The sequence below is a fragment of the Rheinheimera sp. genome (assembly GCF_036782235.1).
In the GTDB taxonomy this organism is placed as follows: domain Bacteria; phylum Pseudomonadota; class Gammaproteobacteria; order Enterobacterales; family Alteromonadaceae; genus Pararheinheimera.
Genome location: NZ_DAIPZL010000001.1, coordinates 104,105 through 120,945 on the forward strand (window position 1 = coordinate 104,105; position 16,841 = coordinate 120,945).

15 protein-coding genes are annotated in these 16,841 nt (G+C 48.9%); 5 read left to right on the forward strand and 10 right to left on the reverse strand.

The features are described from left to right. Positions 1–10 precede the first annotated feature (10 nt). From lspA to murJ, 4 genes are read right to left on the reverse strand one after another with little or no spacing between them, the layout of a single operon-like run. Entirely contained in the window at positions 11–505 is a 495-nt protein-coding gene (gene lspA / locus V7P87_RS00435; protein WP_296300302.1) for a signal peptidase II, read from the reverse strand. After that, entirely contained in the window at positions 505–3,333 is a 2,829-nt protein-coding gene (ileS, locus tag V7P87_RS00440) for an isoleucine--tRNA ligase (RefSeq protein WP_333795673.1), read from the reverse strand. The genes lspA and ileS overlap by 1 nt, the downstream gene beginning before the upstream one ends. A 54-nt stretch (positions 3,334–3,387) precedes the next feature. Continuing rightward, positions 3,388–4,317, reverse strand: coding sequence for a bifunctional riboflavin kinase/FAD synthetase (gene ribF, locus V7P87_RS00445; protein ID WP_333795674.1), 930 nt, complete (start codon positions 4,315–4,317; stop codon positions 3,388–3,390). 50 nt (positions 4,318–4,367) lie between these two features. After that, the gene (gene murJ, locus V7P87_RS00450; RefSeq protein ID WP_333795675.1) at positions 4,368–5,945 is read right to left on the reverse strand and encodes a murein biosynthesis integral membrane protein MurJ; all 1,578 of its coding nucleotides are present in this window, start codon (positions 5,943–5,945) and stop codon (positions 4,368–4,370) included. 173 nt (positions 5,946–6,118) lie between these two features. Between murJ and rpsT the strand changes: the two genes are divergently transcribed. Further along, the gene (gene rpsT, locus V7P87_RS00455) at positions 6,119–6,391 is read left to right on the forward strand and encodes a 30S ribosomal protein S20 (RefSeq protein ID WP_068067404.1); all 273 of its coding nucleotides are present in this window, start codon (positions 6,119–6,121) and stop codon (positions 6,389–6,391) included. A gap of 181 nt (positions 6,392–6,572) precedes the next feature. Here rpsT and V7P87_RS00460 read toward each other — a convergent pair whose 3' ends face one another. Further along, positions 6,573–6,878 carry an ArsR/SmtB family transcription factor gene (locus V7P87_RS00460; protein ID WP_260655664.1) on the reverse strand — a complete coding sequence of 102 codons (306 nt, stop codon included), beginning with the start codon at positions 6,876–6,878 and terminating at the stop codon, positions 6,573–6,575. Between the two features lie 408 nt (positions 6,879–7,286). On the opposite strand from V7P87_RS00460, the gene V7P87_RS00465 reads away from it, so the two are divergent. After that, positions 7,287–8,618, forward strand: a complete 1,332-nt coding sequence (locus V7P87_RS00465) for a M20/M25/M40 family metallo-hydrolase (protein WP_333795676.1) — start codon at positions 7,287–7,289, stop codon at positions 8,616–8,618. Between the two features lie 55 nt (positions 8,619–8,673). Here V7P87_RS00465 and V7P87_RS00470 read toward each other — a convergent pair whose 3' ends face one another. After that, on the reverse strand, positions 8,674–9,063 hold the full coding sequence (locus V7P87_RS00470) for a hypothetical protein (protein WP_333795677.1): 390 nt from the start codon (positions 9,061–9,063) through the stop codon (positions 8,674–8,676). Between the two features lie 192 nt (positions 9,064–9,255). Between V7P87_RS00470 and smrA the strand changes: the two genes are divergently transcribed. After that, positions 9,256–9,834, forward strand: a complete 579-nt coding sequence (gene smrA, locus V7P87_RS00475) for a DNA endonuclease SmrA (protein WP_296300292.1) — start codon at positions 9,256–9,258, stop codon at positions 9,832–9,834. Between the two features lie 343 nt (positions 9,835–10,177). On the opposite strand, the gene V7P87_RS00480 is transcribed toward smrA, so the two are convergent. From V7P87_RS00480 to V7P87_RS00490, 3 genes are read right to left on the reverse strand one after another with little or no spacing between them, the layout of a single operon-like run. Further along, on the reverse strand, positions 10,178–10,753 hold the full coding sequence (locus V7P87_RS00480) for a GNAT family N-acetyltransferase (RefSeq protein ID WP_333795678.1): 576 nt from the start codon (positions 10,751–10,753) through the stop codon (positions 10,178–10,180). Positions 10,754–10,758: 5 nt separating this feature from the next. Beyond that, positions 10,759–11,523 (reverse strand): enoyl-CoA hydratase-related protein, encoded by a 765-nt coding sequence (locus V7P87_RS00485; RefSeq protein ID WP_333795679.1) that lies wholly within the window; start codon positions 11,521–11,523, stop codon positions 10,759–10,761. Further along, positions 11,523–12,443 carry a 2-hydroxyacid dehydrogenase gene (locus V7P87_RS00490; protein ID WP_333795680.1) on the reverse strand — a complete coding sequence of 307 codons (921 nt, stop codon included), beginning with the start codon at positions 12,441–12,443 and terminating at the stop codon, positions 11,523–11,525. Before V7P87_RS00490 ends, V7P87_RS00485 begins: the two co-directional genes overlap by 1 nt. Before the next feature lie 207 nt (positions 12,444–12,650). Between V7P87_RS00490 and V7P87_RS00495 the strand changes: the two genes are divergently transcribed. Next, positions 12,651–14,396, forward strand: a complete 1,746-nt coding sequence (locus V7P87_RS00495; RefSeq protein WP_333795681.1) for a lysophospholipid acyltransferase family protein — start codon at positions 12,651–12,653, stop codon at positions 14,394–14,396. 80 nt (positions 14,397–14,476) lie between these two features. On the opposite strand, the gene V7P87_RS00500 is transcribed toward V7P87_RS00495, so the two are convergent. After that, positions 14,477–15,736, reverse strand: coding sequence for a sugar MFS transporter (locus V7P87_RS00500; RefSeq protein ID WP_333795682.1), 1,260 nt, complete (start codon positions 15,734–15,736; stop codon positions 14,477–14,479). A gap of 344 nt (positions 15,737–16,080) precedes the next feature. Between V7P87_RS00500 and V7P87_RS00505 the strand changes: the two genes are divergently transcribed. Beyond that, positions 16,081–16,779, forward strand: coding sequence for an OmpW/AlkL family protein (locus V7P87_RS00505; protein WP_296300286.1), 699 nt, complete (start codon positions 16,081–16,083; stop codon positions 16,777–16,779). Positions 16,780–16,841: the final 62 nt, after the last annotated feature.

Consider the following 16,841-nt stretch of genomic DNA (forward strand, 5'->3'; position numbering starts at 1 on the left):
TCAACCACTCTTATTTTGTTTTATCCACCACATCGGGTGAAAAGCTGTCCCAAATTAACAAGGCTGCACCAATGGTAATGGCACAGTCGGCAATATTAAACACAGGGTAATGCCATTCCTGATAATAAACGTGCAAAAAATCAACAACATAACCATAAAGGCTGCGGTCAATCAAATTGCCAATGGCACCTGCAACAATCAGCACCAGCGCCAGCGACAATTTCCATTCGGCACGTTGTAATCTCGATAACCAGACACTGAGTACGACAGACACCACTACGGCGATCAGCGTAAACAACCAGCGCTGCCAGCCCCCGGCATCCCCTAAAAACGAAAAGGCAGCGCCATAGTTCCGGGCATAGGTAAAGTTAAACACCGGCAACAACTGAATAGATTCACCCAGTTCAAAACGCTGCAACACCCAGATTTTGGTCAGCTGGTCTACCACTAACACTAACAGGGCCAGCCACCAGAAGCGCCAGCCCGACTCTTTAAACAACGTCATTATGCAAAAATCCTTGTTTCACCGGCGCCTTCGACGTTGTCAACACAACGCAGACAAATCAGCGGATGAGCCGCGTTGGCACCAACATCGTGGCGATGATGCCAGCAACGATCACACTTGGCCGCAGTGGAGGTCTGTACCTGCACCTGTAAACCGGCAATAGCAGTGGCAATAGCATCCGCTGGTGCTGCACCTTCAGCCACTGTGGCTGTTGAAGTGATCAGCACAAAACGCAGCTCATCACCCAGCTGACGCAATGCCTGCGCCAGAGGTGCATCAGCATATAAGGTTACTTCGGCCTGTAATGAAGCGCCGATACGGCCTTCTTTACGCACAGTTTCAATAACGCGATTCACTTCGTCCCGCACCTGAAGCAGCTGCTGCCAGAATGCATGGTCAACCTTGCCCTCTGGCACCTTGGCAAAACCTTGATACCAGACACCGGTAAACACAAATGGCTCGCTGCGCTCCGGCAGACTTTCCCAGATTTCCTGCGCAGTAAAGCTCATTACAGGCGCCATCCAGCGCACCATGGCTTCAATAATATGATAAAGCGCAGTCTGACAAGAACGACGGGCATGCCCTTCGGTTTTTGCTGTGTACTGGCGGTCTTTAATCACATCCAGATAAAAACTGCCAAGCTCAACAGTACAGAAATTCATCAGTTTCTGACTCACCTGATGGAACTGGTAATCGTCATAATCGGCAATAATTTCCTGCTGCAATGCAGCTGCACGTTGCACCATCCATAAATCCAGCTCCACCAGTTCGTTCAGCGGCACTAAGTCGGTTGCCGGGTTAAAACCGTTGAGGTTAGCCAGAATAAAACGGGCGGTGTTGCGGATACGGCGGTATTTATCAGCGGCGCGGTTCAGAATTTCATCCGACACTGTCATTTCCGAGGTGTAGTCTGTGGTGGCCACCCATAACCGCAGAATATCGGCACCCAGTTTGTTCATCACATCCTGCGGCGACACTACGTTGCCCAAAGACTTCGACATCTTGCGGCCTTCACCGTCAACAGTAAAACCGTGGGTTAACACTTGTTTATAAGGTGCGTGGTTTTTAATAGACACGCCGGTCATTAACGAGGACATAAACCAGCCACGGTGCTGATCCGAACCTTCCAAATACAAGTCGGCCTGAGTAGCGCCGCCAAATTCAGGACGCGGGTCAATGACACAAGCGTGAGTCACCCCAGAGTCAAACCACACATCCAGCGTATCTGTAACTTTGACGTACTGCGCAGCTTCGGCGCCTAACAAAGTGGCGGCATCTAAATCAAACCAGGCCTGAATGCCCTGTTGTTCAACCAGTTTTGCCACCTGCTCCATCAGATCTTTGCTGTTTGGATGCAAAGCACCTGTGTCTTTGTCGACAAAAAGCGCAATAGGCACACCCCAGGTACGCTGACGAGAAATACACCAGTCCGGACGACCTGCCACCATTTTTTCAATACGCTGCTGACCCCAATCCGGGATCCAGCGGGTATTTTCAATTTCGCTCAAGGACTTAGCCCGTAAACCAGCCTGTTCCATGCTGACAAACCACTGAGGGGTGGCACGGAAAATAATCGGCGTTTTATGGCGCCAGCAATGCGGGTAACTGTGGTTATAAGCTTTATGCACCAACAGCGCACCGGCCGCTTTTAACGCTTCCACGACAGAGTCATTGGCTTTAAATACATGCTGACCGGCAAAAAGCGGCGTGTCCGGCAGATACACACCATTGGCACCCACAGGGTTCGCCACTTCCAGACCATATTGCTGACCCACCACAAAGTCTTCCTGACCATGACCAGGTGCAGTGTGCACAGCGCCGGTACCAGAATCCGTAGTGACATGGCTGCCCAGCACCACAGGGACGTGAAAGTCATACAGCGGGTGTTTTAACTGTGAAAGCTCCAGCGCTGCGCCTTTGCAAAAACCAAGCGCATGGTATTTTTCAATGCCGGCACGGGCCATCACGTCTTTGACTAAATCTGTGGCCAGCACCAGACGCTCGGCGCCATTCGGGCCTTCTTCGACCTGCACCAGGCTGTAATTTAACTCGGCATTCAGTGCAACAGCGCGGTTGGCCGGAATAGTCCAGGGGGTGGTCGTCCAGATCACCACTGACACCGGGCCCTGACCACTATGACCTTGTGGATGATCAAACTTATCAACCACAGCTTCATCCACAAAACGGAAGCGTACATCAATGGCCGGAGAGACTTTGTCCTGATATTCCACTTCAGCTTCAGCTAAAGCAGAACCACAGTCGGTACACCAATGCACCGGCTTAAAGCCTTGTTGTAAATGGCCATTTTCAATAATACGTGACAAAGAGCGGATGATATTGGCTTCAAAAGCAAAATCCATAGTGCGGTATGGATTGTTCCAGTCACCCAGTACACCTAAGCGGATAAAATCAGTTTTTTGCGCTTCAATTTGCGTTAACGCGTATTCACGGCATTTTTCACGAAATTCTGCCGCCGATAACTTCACACCGGGCTTGCCGTATTTTTTCTCAACCACCAGCTCAATCGGTAAACCGTGACAGTCCCAGCCCGGCACATAAGGCGCGTCAAAATCGTCCAGTGTTTTGGCTTTAACAATAATGTCTTTCAGAATTTTGTTCACGGCATGGCCAATGTGAATATTGCCGTTTGCATACGGAGGACCATCATGCAGAATAAAGGTTTTTTTGCCTTTTTTAGCAGCACGGATCTGGCCGTATAAGTCAGCCTTGGTCCAGTTTGCCAGCATTTGCGGTTCACGTTGCGCCAGGTTGGCGCGCATGGCAAAAGCCGTATCCGGCAAATTCAGCGTTGCTTTATAGTCTGTCATCCGATTATTTCCGTGTTAGTTCTGTGTTGACCCGCTTTGGCGTGCCTGCAAATTTTAATTGTTATGGCTGAAAAACTGCCGCGCCGCAGCAGCATCCAGCTGAATTTGTTGTTGTAACTCAGCAAGCGAGGCAAATTTACGCTCGGCTCTGAGCTTGTGGCGCAGCAGCACTTCAATCTGCTGGCCGTATAAATCACCCTGGAAATCAAAAAAATGCGCTTCCAGCTGTTCCTGTTTGCCTTTGAGCGTTGGCCTGGCGCCAATATTGGCCACACCATGAAAGTGGCCGTGGGCGGTAAAAGCCTCAATAGCGTACACACCCCGTACCGGCAATTTATTGCGGTATAACCAGACATTGGCTGTAGGGAACCCCAGCTGACGCCCGACTTTTTCGCCATGGCGCACCCGCCCCATCAGCGAAAAGGGCCGCCCTAACATTTGCTCTGCCTGTGTCAGGTCATTCTGCTCCAGCGCTTGCCTGATCAAAGTGCTGGATACCCGCTGGTCATCCTGTTTTAAACTGGCGGTGCTGGTCAGGCCAAAACCATACCTGGCGGCGGCTTGTTGCAACAATGCAAAGTTACCGGCGCGGTTTTTACCAAAACAAAAATCATCACCGACAATCAGGTGACGCACACCGAGTTTGCCAAGCAATAACTGCTCAATAAATGCCTGTGGCTCCTGGCCGGCAAAATCAGCGTTAAAATTCACACAAAGTAGCCGGTCTAAACCTAATCTGGCCAGCCAGTGGTATTTTTCCCGAAAACGGGTTAACCGCGCCGGCGCGGCATCGGGTTTAAATAATTCCAGCGGCTGCGGCTCAAACACCATCACCACCGCAGGCAAACCCAACGCAGCTGCAATCTGTTTCACCTGAGCAAGCACTGCCTGATGCCCCAGATGCACACCGTCAAAATTACCTATGGTCAGCACACAATCACGGTGACCAGGTTTGATATTATGCAGGCCGCGAATAAGCTCCATGCCGGATTAACTACTCTGTGTTGCTGTCTAAACGGCCGATTATAACTGCATCAGCTTTTAGTTTCAGCAATTGTCTGTCTTTTCAGCTGACTGATACGCACGCCAAAGAGCCAAAGCAGGCCAAAATAGACCGGCACGGCCATAGCTACCAGCCACAACAAGGTCCAGGCTTTAGCCGCAAAAGCCATGTCAAGCCAGCCTGCAAGGTCGGGCGAACACCAGTACATCAGAGCAGCCATCAAAGCCGCCGCCAGCACGGCTTTGCCAAGCAACCACAAAGTGGTGCTGTTTAGCCGGTAAATATCCCGTTTCACCAGGCCATGGTATAACAACCAGGCATTGAGCGAGCCCGACAAGGCTGTTGCCAGCGCCAGCCCAACATAACTGATAAAAGGCGCCAGCATCAGGTTAAACGCCATATTGGCCACCATCGCAATAATACCAATACGCACCGGGGTCTTAATGTCCTGTCTGGCATAAAAAGCCGGTGCCAGTACCTTAATCAGCATTAATGGCACCAGACCTGAGGCATAAGCAATCAAGCTTAAACTGGCCTGGCTGGCATCAAAAGCGGTAAATTTACCGTGCGCAAACACCGTCAGCAAAATAGGCTCGGCCAGCACTATTAAACCGGCCATCGAAGGCAGGCCAAGCAAACAAATCAAGCTAAAAGACCAGTCCAGCGTGCGTTTAAATTCATGTTGATCATCGGTGGCAAATTGCCGCGACAAATTCGGCAAAATAACAGTGGCAATAGCAATACCAAAGATACCAAGCGGAAACTCCAGTAAACGGTCAGAGTAATACAACCAGGCAACAGAGCCCGTCATTAAAAAAGACGCGATAACAGCATCCAGCAATAAATTAATCTGACTGACAGACACACCAAACAAAGCCGGGATCATCAGAGTGCGGATCCGGGTGACATGCTCGTCTTTCCAGGCCCAGCGAGGTCTGACTAACAAACCGGCTTTTGCCAGAAACGGCAGCTGAAACACAAACTGCAACAAACCGCCTAAAAAAACGCCCCAGGCCAGTGCAGTGGAAGCATCATCCAGATAAGGCGTTAATAACAAAGCCGCTGCTATCATGGCGATATTCAGAAACACCGGGCTAAAAGCGGCAACAGCAAACTTGTTATAAGTGTTCAGAATGGCGCCGGATAAGGCGACAAAAGTAATAAACCATAAATAGGGAAATGTGATTTTTAATAAAAAACTGGCATGGCTATATTTTTCGCCCCCGGCATTGCCCTGCAGATAGTCCTGGAACCAGCCCATACCAAATAACGCCATCAGCACAGGCGAACCAATCATGCCCAATAAAGTCACGACTGTCACAATCAAACCCAAGGTACCGGCGGCCTTGGCCATCAGCTCCCGCACAGCGTCATCACCATGTTTGGCTTTTACTTCGGACAACACAGGCACAAATGCCTGAGAAAACGCACCTTCGGCAAATAAACGTCGTAAAAAGTTAGGAATACGATTGACCATCAGGAACACGTCAGCCATAGCGCCGGCGCCCAACACATTGGCAGTCACCACATCACGCACCAGACCAAGCACCCGCGAAATGAGCGTCATTACACTGACAATCATGCCTGATTTTAATAACTTAGCTGACACAAAACTCTCCTTTTTCCTGTTGCGCGCTATTGTCGCCTGAGCCTTGTGTGAATACCAGTACAACAAGGATTTAATTCTGCTTTAGGCTGGTAAAATCATTTGACAAGGGCCTACAAAATAGGCATATTATGCGGCCTTTAAAGAGTCCCGGTTTAGTTTTTAGGAGTGTTACCTTGGCTAACATTAAGTCTGCTAAGAAACGCGCTATTCAATCAGAAAAGCGTCGTCAGCAAAACGCAAGTCAGCGCTCAATGATGCGTACTTTCATCAAGAAAACCTACGCAGCAGTGTTAACTTCTGATGCAGTAGCTGCGCAAGAAGCGTTCAAGAAAATGGTTCCAGTGATTGACCGTATGGCAGACAAAGGTCTGATCCATAAGAACAAAGCTGCACGTCATAAGTCACGTTTAAATGCCCACGTTAAGGCATTGGTAACAGCTGCTTAATTGACACCAACAAAAAAACGCCGAAAGGCGTTTTTTTGTATCTGCAGTTTATGGCAGCCACTCAGACTGATAAGTCCTGCTATTGATGTGCGTTTGGTCGCCGATAAATAAATACTAAAAAGCCAGCAATAGCTGGCTTTTTTTATGGGTTGTACTCAGGGTTACAGTGCCGGCTACACAACTACACCGGCATTTTGGCACAATAAAGATGGTGCATTAAACCGATCACAGCTTCTGCTTCTTTGCTATTCATACTGTAGAACACCGTTTGTGCTTCTTTACGGGTTTTTACCAGCTTATTACGACGTAACAACGCTAAATGCTGTGATAAAGCCGACTGACTGAGCCCGAGCTTATCATTCATTTCCCCAACAGATAACTCACCTGCCAACAAATGACAAAGGATCAGCAGTCGACGTTCGTTAGAAACAGCTTTCAGCAGCTTTACTGCCTTGGCTGAATTATTCAACATATCTTGTAAGTTCATTTCAGTTACACCGTGCATGTCTAGACGTCTCATTATCTACTAGCAGCAATTAAAAAAACAACACATTAACTCAAACAAAATAATAAATTAACAATAAAAACTGAGATACTGATACTGTTATTTGAGTCTGATAAAAATGCGTTTTTGCTGGCCTTCCATAGCCTTCAGCCTGATATTGCCTGAGGACGGGCTGAAGATTTTCGCATTATACTCCGCTAATACAGCAAAAACACACCTACGTTTTGTTAACTTTTGTTTCTGTTCTTTTTAAATGCCAGCCGCCCTTGTCAAAAACACTGCCATAAATGAGTTCAGAACCATAAATACACCGACAGGTTTACTGTCGGCAAATCCGTTCCTCATGGTAAAGTCGACGATGACTTAACATAAGAAAAACAGGTTCTTGGAATGAAGCAGCACACCTTATTATTCACTGCGGCCGCCCTCTGGCTCACTTCGTTACCCTCCATCGCAGCAACAGACAATCAGCTGGCGTATCAACTGGTTGAAGAGCTTACTGTGGAAATTGGTCCCCGGCTGGCAGGCAGCCCGGCAGATGCCAAAGCTGTGGCATGGGCCAGCAACAAGTTTAAATTACTGGGCTACGACAAAGTTTGGACAGAGGAGTTCAAAACCCCGTTCTGGCAAAGGGGCCAGGCCAGGCTGGAAGTCACCTCACCTTTTCCGCAGTCACTGGTGTTAACGGCACTTGGCGGCTCAGTTGGCACTGATGCCAATGGTATTGATGCCAGTGTTGTGATGTTTAACAGTCTTGATGAACTGATGCTGGCCAAACCTGAGCAGGTGCGCGGAAAAATTGTCTTTATTAATAAAGCAATGCAAAAAGACAAATTGGGTTCACAATATGGCACTGTGGTCGGCGCCCGCTCTAAAGGTGCCGTTGAAGCGGCGCGGCTTGGCGCTAAAGCTCTGCTGATCCGCTCTATCGGCACCAGCAGCAACAGATTTGCTCACACCGGCAAAATGAGTTACGAGGACGGAGTCGCCAAAATCCCTGCAGCAGCTATTTCAGTACCGGACGCGATACAGCTCAGTAAAATTCTTGCGCGGGCACCAGAAGCTAAACTCAGGCTGACGATGCAAACAGAAAGTCAGGATGCCATCAGTCATAATGTGATTGCAGAAATTACCGGTTCAGAGCGACCTGACGAAATTGTGTTGATTAGCGCCCATTTAGACTCCTGGGATCAGGGCACTGGCGCTCTGGATGACGGTGCTGGTGTAGGTTTAGTGATGGCTACCGGCGCTTTACTAAAACAACAAGGCCGGCCAAAACGTACGGTTCGGGTTGTGCTTTTTGGCAATGAAGAAGGCGGTTTGGTTGGTGCCCGTGCTTATGCTGCTAAACATGCAGCAGAGCTGAAAAACCACGTGCTGGCAAGTGAATCTGATTTTGGCGCCGGCAAAATCTGGCAGTTTGAAACCAAGTTTGGCCCTGAATCTTTAGCAACTGCGGCCAAAATCCAGCAACAGCTGGCACCTTTGGGTATAGCTTTGGGCGGTAATAAAGCTTATGGCGGTCCTGATGTGTCGGTATTAGCAGCTTTAGGCGTGCCAGTCGTTTCGCTGGAACAGGACGGTACCGATTATTTTGATTACCACCATACACCCAACGACACCCTGGATAAAATTAATCCGGCAGATCTGGAACAGAATTTACAAGCCTGGTTACTGATGACCAGAGCAGTAGCAGATTCAGCCACTGATTATCGCAAGTAGCTACAATACAAAAGGCCCGAACAAATCGGGCCTTTTGTTAATTTGAACTGTGGAACTACAAATGCGACATACGCTGGGCCTGAGGAAGCTGATGTTTACGCTGGCTCGAGCGCATCACAAAAACCTGAGCGCCCACCACAATAAAAATAAGGGCAAATGGATACACAAACTGGTTGTTACTAAGTTGCCAGCATAACAAGCCGGCAATCACATATGCAAAGGGTTGTATTTCGTAGACCCAGAACGGCAGTACACCAGATTTGAGCTGTAGTTTATGTCGGTCACCCCGACGATGTTCAGAACGAAGGATCCAGACTAAAGCGCCGGCCAGGATCAACAAGGCCCCTGACAAAGCTGCAACATAACCCGGAGTGAAGACTACAGCGGCTGCGCCTGCTGTCATATAGCCATAAGGCAGGGTTTCATACAAATAATTTGGTAACATCGGAAACTCCTGATTCAGCAGTCGTACAAATTTCAGTGTAGAGCAAGAAATAACCAATGCCAGTACCCCATTCATTTAAGTTCAAAGTGAACTTAGGTGTTTTTGGCGGCAAAGCCGCAAAACCAACTGGCTATGTTTGTCGAGCAGCTGACGTTATAATTTAAACCTGACAAAGATTTGGAATAACAATGTATGGCCAATGATGATCTTGAGTTGTTTTTACAGGAAATGGCCGACGTAAAACCTCTCAAAGCTGATGTCTTGAGTGATATCAATGGTGAACATGCGCCCACTATGGCCCAGCTTGCCAGGCGCAAAGCGGCTGAACTTGAACCTGAATATGACGCCAACTATCTCAGCATGGAATATGTCGACTTAGTGGCACCGGATGAGGTGCTGGCGTATAAAAAAGATGGGGTACAGGAAGGCGTTTACAAAAATTTACGGCTGGGTAAATATCAGGTTGATGCTACCCTGATGCTGCTTGGTAAAAATCTGACAGATGCCCGCCGCTCTTTATTTGAGTTTGTCGCCGACTGCCATCAGCGCGGCATCCGCACCCTGCTGATCCATCATGGGATGGGCAGAGACAGCAAACCACATCCGGCCATCCTGAAAAGTTATTGTTTTAAATGGCTGCAGCAAATTCCGGAAGTCTTGGCCTGTCACAGCGCACAAAAAATTCATGGCAGCAGCGCTGCAACTTATGTGCTATTGCAAAAAAATGCCGAACAAAAACGGGAAAACCGCGAACGTCATCAAAAACGCTGACCTGTACTTATTACCCGCACCATAAAAAATACCCTCAGCTGAGGGTATTTTTTATCCGCGAAGTACAAAAGTACCGCATCAAAACAGGCTGCAAGCCTCGGCAGTGGTCAATACTGCCGATAACGCCATCAAAATCACCAGGATAGCGATTGCGGTAAAGCCAAAACCCCGACTGGACGCTTTACTCATAAAATAAACCTCTGCATTTTTATTTTTTATGTTCTTTTTGGTTAGCAGCTAAACCAAGTCAGCACTAACGTCAAGCAGTGTAGACAGTTTTTTCGATGTATACAACTAAGAAACACGACTAAGTGCTTCATCTGCTGAGTTTTTTAGACATTGCTTATTGAGGCTGAAAATAATTCAGCCGCGACCAGACAAAAGGCCGGGCCAATGCAGCTTCGGCGTAATCATCGGGCATCTGCTCCTGCTGCACCTCGGTATTCACCACAGTAAAACCAGCTTGTTGATAGGTTTTCAGGGCCGAGGGGTGATCTTCAGAGCAGGTATGCACCCAAACCCGACTGGCCTGCCACTGCTGCGCCAGCGCTATAGCAGCCTGTGCCAGCATTTTACCCAGCCCCTGGCCGATAAAAGCGGGCAACAAACCAAAAAACTTCAGCTCCACAGAGAAATCGTCATGCTGACGCAATTCGACAAAACCAGCCGGAGTGCCTTTTTTATACAACACAAAGGTACGCACTTTGCCGGAAGATAAATAATCCAGCCACTGCTGATAGTCCCAGCTCAGACGGCTGAACCAGCGCCAGTGATGACCAACAGCACAAAATAAAAACTGACTGAACTCAGGGCTTGGCAGGCAAGCCTCAATCAGCTCCACCTGTTGTGGCCACTGCGGTAATTGCAGCTGCGGCCCCAGATAATCCAGATACCAGGTCGTCACTTCAACACTTGCCATAAAACTCAGAACTTCCTTTTGATTTTTTCAATCAGAGCAGCAATATGCTGCTGTGCTTCCGGTTGCTGCAAACTATGAAATTGTTGCCGGAACTCAAAGGCAACAGCGTCATCCTGCCGGCTACAGTGGCGCATCGCCAGCATGGTATTTTTAGTTTGACGTACTAATTCGGTGGGCAGAGATTTTAACCCGGTGGTCAGTTGTTTCGCACGGGTTAATAGTTGTTCTTCCGGCCATAACTCTTTTACAAAACCTGTTTGCAGCGCTTGTTGCGCCGATAAACGTTCACCACAAAACACCATAGCAGCCGCCTGCTGCCAACCAACCAATTGCGGCAATAACCAGGTGTGACCGCCGCCCGGATGAATGGCAAGCTGGAAAAACCGGCTTTCAAACCAGGCTTGTTCGCTGGCAAGGCGAATATCACAAGCCATCGCCAGATTCATTCCGGCGCCAAGGGCCGGGCCATTTAATAAAGCAATGGTGAGTAAAGGACTATGTGCCACAGAGGTAAAAGCAGCATAAATTTGTTGTAGCTCTTCACCATCCCCAAAGGCTGCCTGCTGTAAAGCGGCTAAATCTGCACCTGAACAAAAAGAGTCATTGCGGCCTGTAACAGCCAGCGCTTTAATGGCTGGATCATCCGGTAATGCATTCACCGCCTCTGCAATCGCCAGCGCACTTTGGGGTGTCAGCAAATTGCGTTTTTCCGCGCTGTTTAACGTTAACACCGCCAGATGATCGTATTTTTCCAGTTGAAACGCCGCCATTAATAACCTCGTTGTTTATCGACCAGATTGAACATGGGCAAAGCAGCCTGCACTCTGCGGTAATTTTCTGCAATTTGTAACACTGCAGTATCGGCATTGGTGACCGCTGAAATGTGGGGGGTCAGCAGCACTGCACTGTGCTGCCAGAACGGATGTTCTGCCGGTAAAGGTTCAGTACGGAACACGTCCAGACAAGCGGCAGCCAGCTGACCACTGTCAAGATTTTGTAATAATGCCAGGTCATCTACTATAGCGCCTCTGGCCACATTCACCAGAATAGCGCCGGGTTTAAACTGCGATAACCTTTGATCATTCAGCAAATTTTCGGTTTGAGCCGTCAGGGGTAATAAACAAATCACCACATCAGCTTCTGCAACGGCTTTAGCAAATTCGTTTAAACCGGCATAACAGGCAACACCGGCAATTTGTTTAGGGCTGGCCGACCAGCCACTAAGCTGATAACCCAAAGCCTGAAAATACAAGGCAGCTGCTTTGCCAAGCTCACCTAACCCAAGCACACACAGCTGCTGAATTTTTCTCGGGCTGCGCGCTTTCCACTGCTGCTTTTGCTGCTGCATGGCAAACTGATCAAAACGCAGCTGATAATGCAGCAGTACGCCGTGCAGATAATTCAGCATAGCGCGGGTTAAATCGGGGTCGACAATGCGGGCCAGCGGCACATCGGGTAATCCGGGATCTGACAGAATACTGTCCACCCCGGCACCAAAAGACTGCAGCGCTTTTAACTTTGGAAAAGCCGTCAGGCTATTGGCTGGCTGGCGCCATACCACCGCAAAATCAACAGCCTCTGGTTTGCTGATCTCCGGCCAGATTTCAATCGTCACTCCGGGCAATTGTTGTTGTAATTTTTGTTGTAACTGATCGAGCTTGCGATCGGGGATCAGCAGGGCAATAGACATAAATACTCCTTCGGCCAATACCGCATTCTAACAAAGCAACTTTGTGCGTCCAGCCTGTTATCACCCAGCCATCCCGCACAAGTCCAAAGCGAACGCAGGGCTTAATCGAGTGCAAGGCAAAATATTCAGCAAATTGCCATAAATTTGTGACCTGAATGTCATACCCGATGCTTAGCCTGAAGCAAATACAAGCCAAGCGGAGTGGGTATGATTAACGTTGATCAGGTGGTGGCACAACATCTGCCACAGTTACAGCAAAAACCCTGGCTGGAAAAACCGGTGAAAGGGGCACTCAAACATCTGTTACATGAGCAGGAGTTCAGCGCTTTTGCCGAGCGTTATCCACACCTGCAGGGCATCGAATTTATTGAGCAGGTGCTGCAGTATTTCCACTTTAGTTATGCCGTACGCGACAACGAACTGGAACGTATTCCCCCCCAGGGCCGGCTGGTAATTATTGCCAATCACCCTATTGGCTCGCTCGATGGCCTGGCGCTGGTGAAATTAGTCCACGAAGTACGCCCTGATGTAAAAGTGGTTGCCAACCAGTTGCTGAGTGCGGTCACCCCCCTGCATCAGCTGCTGTTGCCAGTGAATAATATGCAAGGTGGCACCGAAAGACGTTGCCTGGATCGGATCAGTCAACATCTGGCCGGCGAAGGGGCTGTTATTGTCTTTCCAGCCGGTGAAGTGTCCCGCCTGAAACCTAACGGCATCCGCGACGGCAAATGGCATGCCGGTTTTTTACGTTTTGCCAAAGCAGCCAAAGCGCCGGTGCTGCCGGTGTATATCGATGCCCGCAACTCGGCGCTGTTTTACGGCGCTTCGATGTTGTACAAACCATTGGCAACTATGTTGCTGGTGCAGGAGATGTTTAAACAAAAACATAAAAGCATAGGCATCCGGATTGGTGAGCTGATCCCTTATGACAGTTTTGCCCAGCTGCCGCTGGAAACCCAGGCCTGTGTCAAACTGTTTAAAAAACACTTATACCGGCTTGGCAAAAACAAAGCGCCGCTGTTTAAAACCCAAACCGCCATTGCCCACCCCGAAGACCGGCAAGAACTGAAAAAAGCCATTGCAGCCTGCGAGTTATTGGGTGAAACCGCAGATGGCAAACAAATTTATCTGTATCAGTCGGCTTTAAGCTCGCCGATATTGCGTGAAATTGGCCGGCTTAGGGAAATATCTTTTCGTGCCGTAGGCGAAGGCAGTGGCCTGCGCCGCGACATCGACCGTTTTGACAGTTATTACGAGCAGCTTATTTTATGGGACAACGATGAGCTGGAAATTGTGGGTGCTTATCGTTTTGCCAATACCCAACAGGTGATGGCAGCACATGGCATTGAAGGTTTGTATACCGCTTCTTTGTTTCGTTTTAGTGAGCAGATGACGCCTTATCTGGCGCAGGGGCTGGAACTTGGCCGCAGTTTTGTGCAGCCCAAATACTGGGGCAAACGCAGCCTCGACTATTTGTGGTATGGCATTGGTGCTTATTTAAAACGTCAGCCCCAGCTGCGGTATTTGTTTGGTGGGGTCAGTTTGTCCAATGCCTACCCCAAAGCCGCACGCGACTTGCTGGTGTATTTTTACACTTTGTATTTTTCGGAAGAAAATGACAGTGCTGTACCTAATCTGCCTTATCAGCTGCCTTTTGCCACTCTGGAGCAGCTGCAACAACATTTTAGCGGCAATAACTATCAGGCCGACTTTACCCAGCTCAAACACCTGCTGGCACATATGGGCCTCAGTGTGCCTACCTTGTATAAACAGTACAGCGAAATTGCCGAACCTGGAGGTGTGAAGTTTCTGGCTTTTGGTGTGGATCCGGACTTTGCCGATTGTGTGGATGGTTTGGTGCTGGTGGATTTAACTATGCTGAAAAGTGCGAAAAAACAACGTTATCTTGGCGAATCCCAACACGAGCAGGAAGCTGCAACTGCCGATATCTGATGGCAAAACACAGTAGCACAAGCGACGGCAACCCATAAAAAAACCGCCAGCCGGCGGTTTTTTATTGTCAGGTCACAACCTTATTGTTTTGGCACAGACCCTTTTAAACCGTAAAAACAGATATAAGCGTAACAAAGCACCGGCAGAATAAAGGACAGCTGCAAACCAATGGTATCAGCCAGCACGCCCTGCAGCAGCGGTACTATAGCGCCGCCGACAATAGCCAGGCAGAGTACTCCACTACCCTGACTGGTGTATTTACCTAAACCTGTCACCGCCAGACTGAATATGGTTGGGAACATAATAGAGTTAAATAAACCCACCGCCAGAATGGCCCACATAGCGAGGGCACCAGAGCCGGTGATAGCAAGCAATACCAAGACCGCAGCGGCCACCGCATTAAAGGCCAGTACTTTACCTGCCGCAATTTTTTGCATCACTAAAGCGCCAATCACACGGCCAACCAGAGCTCCGCCCCAATAATAACTGATGTACTTGGCGGCATCGGCTTCGGCTAAACCGGCAATGTCCGGCTCACCAAGGAAGTTCACCAAAAAGCTGCCGATGGCGACTTCACCTCCCACATACACAAAAATACCCAGAGCACCCAACATCAGATGGCTATATTGCCAGGCCGACCCCGGGTTGGCATCAGCGACTTCAGTTTGGTGATGTTCTGTCACTTTTGGCAGTTTCAGCAACGCAAAAATAACCGCCAGCACCAATAAGGCTGTGGCCAGCATCAGATAAGGCACCTGCACAGCGGCAGCTTCCTGCGCTTTAAATTCAGCAGTGCCCGCTTCGGCAGTTGCAGCAGCCAGGATCAACAAACCGCCAAACCAGGGAGCAATAGTAGTGCCCAATGAATTAAACGCCTGGGTCATGGTTAAGCGGCTGGACGCCGTTTCTGCTTTGCCAAGGGCTGTCACATAGGGGTTGGCTGCCACCTGTAAAATCGTGATACCGGATGCCAGCACAAAAAGTGCACCCAGAAATAACGGATATTGCTGCAACGAAGCGGCCGGATAAAACAATAAACAACCGATGGCGGCAATAATCAGCCCTATCACAATACCGCGCTGGTAACCGGCTTTTTTCACCAGGAAACCGGCCGGAATGGATACCAGAAAATAAGCACCAAAAAAACAGAACTGGATCAACATGGCCTGGGTGTAGTTCAGGTCAAACACGTTTTTCAGATGCGGGATTAAAATATCGTTTAAACAGGTAATAAAACCCCAGATAAAAAACAAAAAAGTCAGGCTGGTCAGAGCAAAATGATAATTTTGCCCGGCTTCGCCCTGCGCTGCGCTTGCGCTGGTCGGTGTGGTTACTGACATACAATTTCTCTTGTTATGGTCTGTCTATCCTGTGATGTACCCGATGTGCGCTTTTGCAGTTCTCTCCCCCGCCAGGCTTGACTGCCAAGGCCTGCACGCATATCAGACTGTTTGTACTATACGCGCAGGCAGCCCGAATGCAAAGCACCACCCCTTGCATACGTATGTAATTTTTCAACAAAGTGAGTCTGGTCGGCACCATAGCAAACTTTGTTTTACATCAAATTCTGCACGGAAAATCAGGGTTACCTCCATTGTTCTTTGATCCAGCCCAAAGTTTTTCATCCGGCAAAGCGCACAATGCCTGCAGTTGCAAAAACGCACAAATCCTAAGGAAAACAAAGATGAAAACAGCTATCAGCGCTCTGGTTCTGGCTATTGGAACTCTGTCTGCCCCGGCTTTTGCCGGTTTATCGGTGAATGTGGGCGCTATTACCGTAGCGCCAAACGACAGCAGCAGCTCGCTGAATGTGGTGGAACAAGTGGCTGGGTTACCGGCAGGCTCTACCGCGGTCTCCGTGAATAACAATACGCAGCTGGGTTTAACGCTGGATTATGCCATCAACAAAAACTGGACTGTCGAGCTGATTGCTGCCACGCCGTTCAGCCATGATGTGGAAGTGAAAGGTTCAGCCATTGACGGTCTGGATATCGGCAATACCAAACATTTACCACCAACCTTAGTGGCGCAATATCATTTTGACTTGGGCGACAGCAAGTTTGACCCTTTTGTTGGTGTTGGCCTGAACTACACCAAATTTTTTGATTCATCCGCATCTGGTACGTTAAAAAGCACACTTCAGGCACTGAAAGTCACCACCAGCGCGGATGACGTGGATTTAAAACTGGATGACAGCTTTGGTTTAGCCTTGCAGGCTGGTGTTAATTATCAGATCAATAGCAACTGGGGTGCCCACCTGATGGTCAGCAAAATGGACATCGACACTACAGGTGAAGTCAAAGTAAACGGCAACACTATTCAAAAAGTTGAGGTACAGATTGACCCGCTGGTGGTGATGGTTGGCGTACGCTGGACAATGTAAAGCGCATTAAACAACCACACAAAAAAACAGCGGCTAATGCCGCTGTTTTTTTATCTGCTACC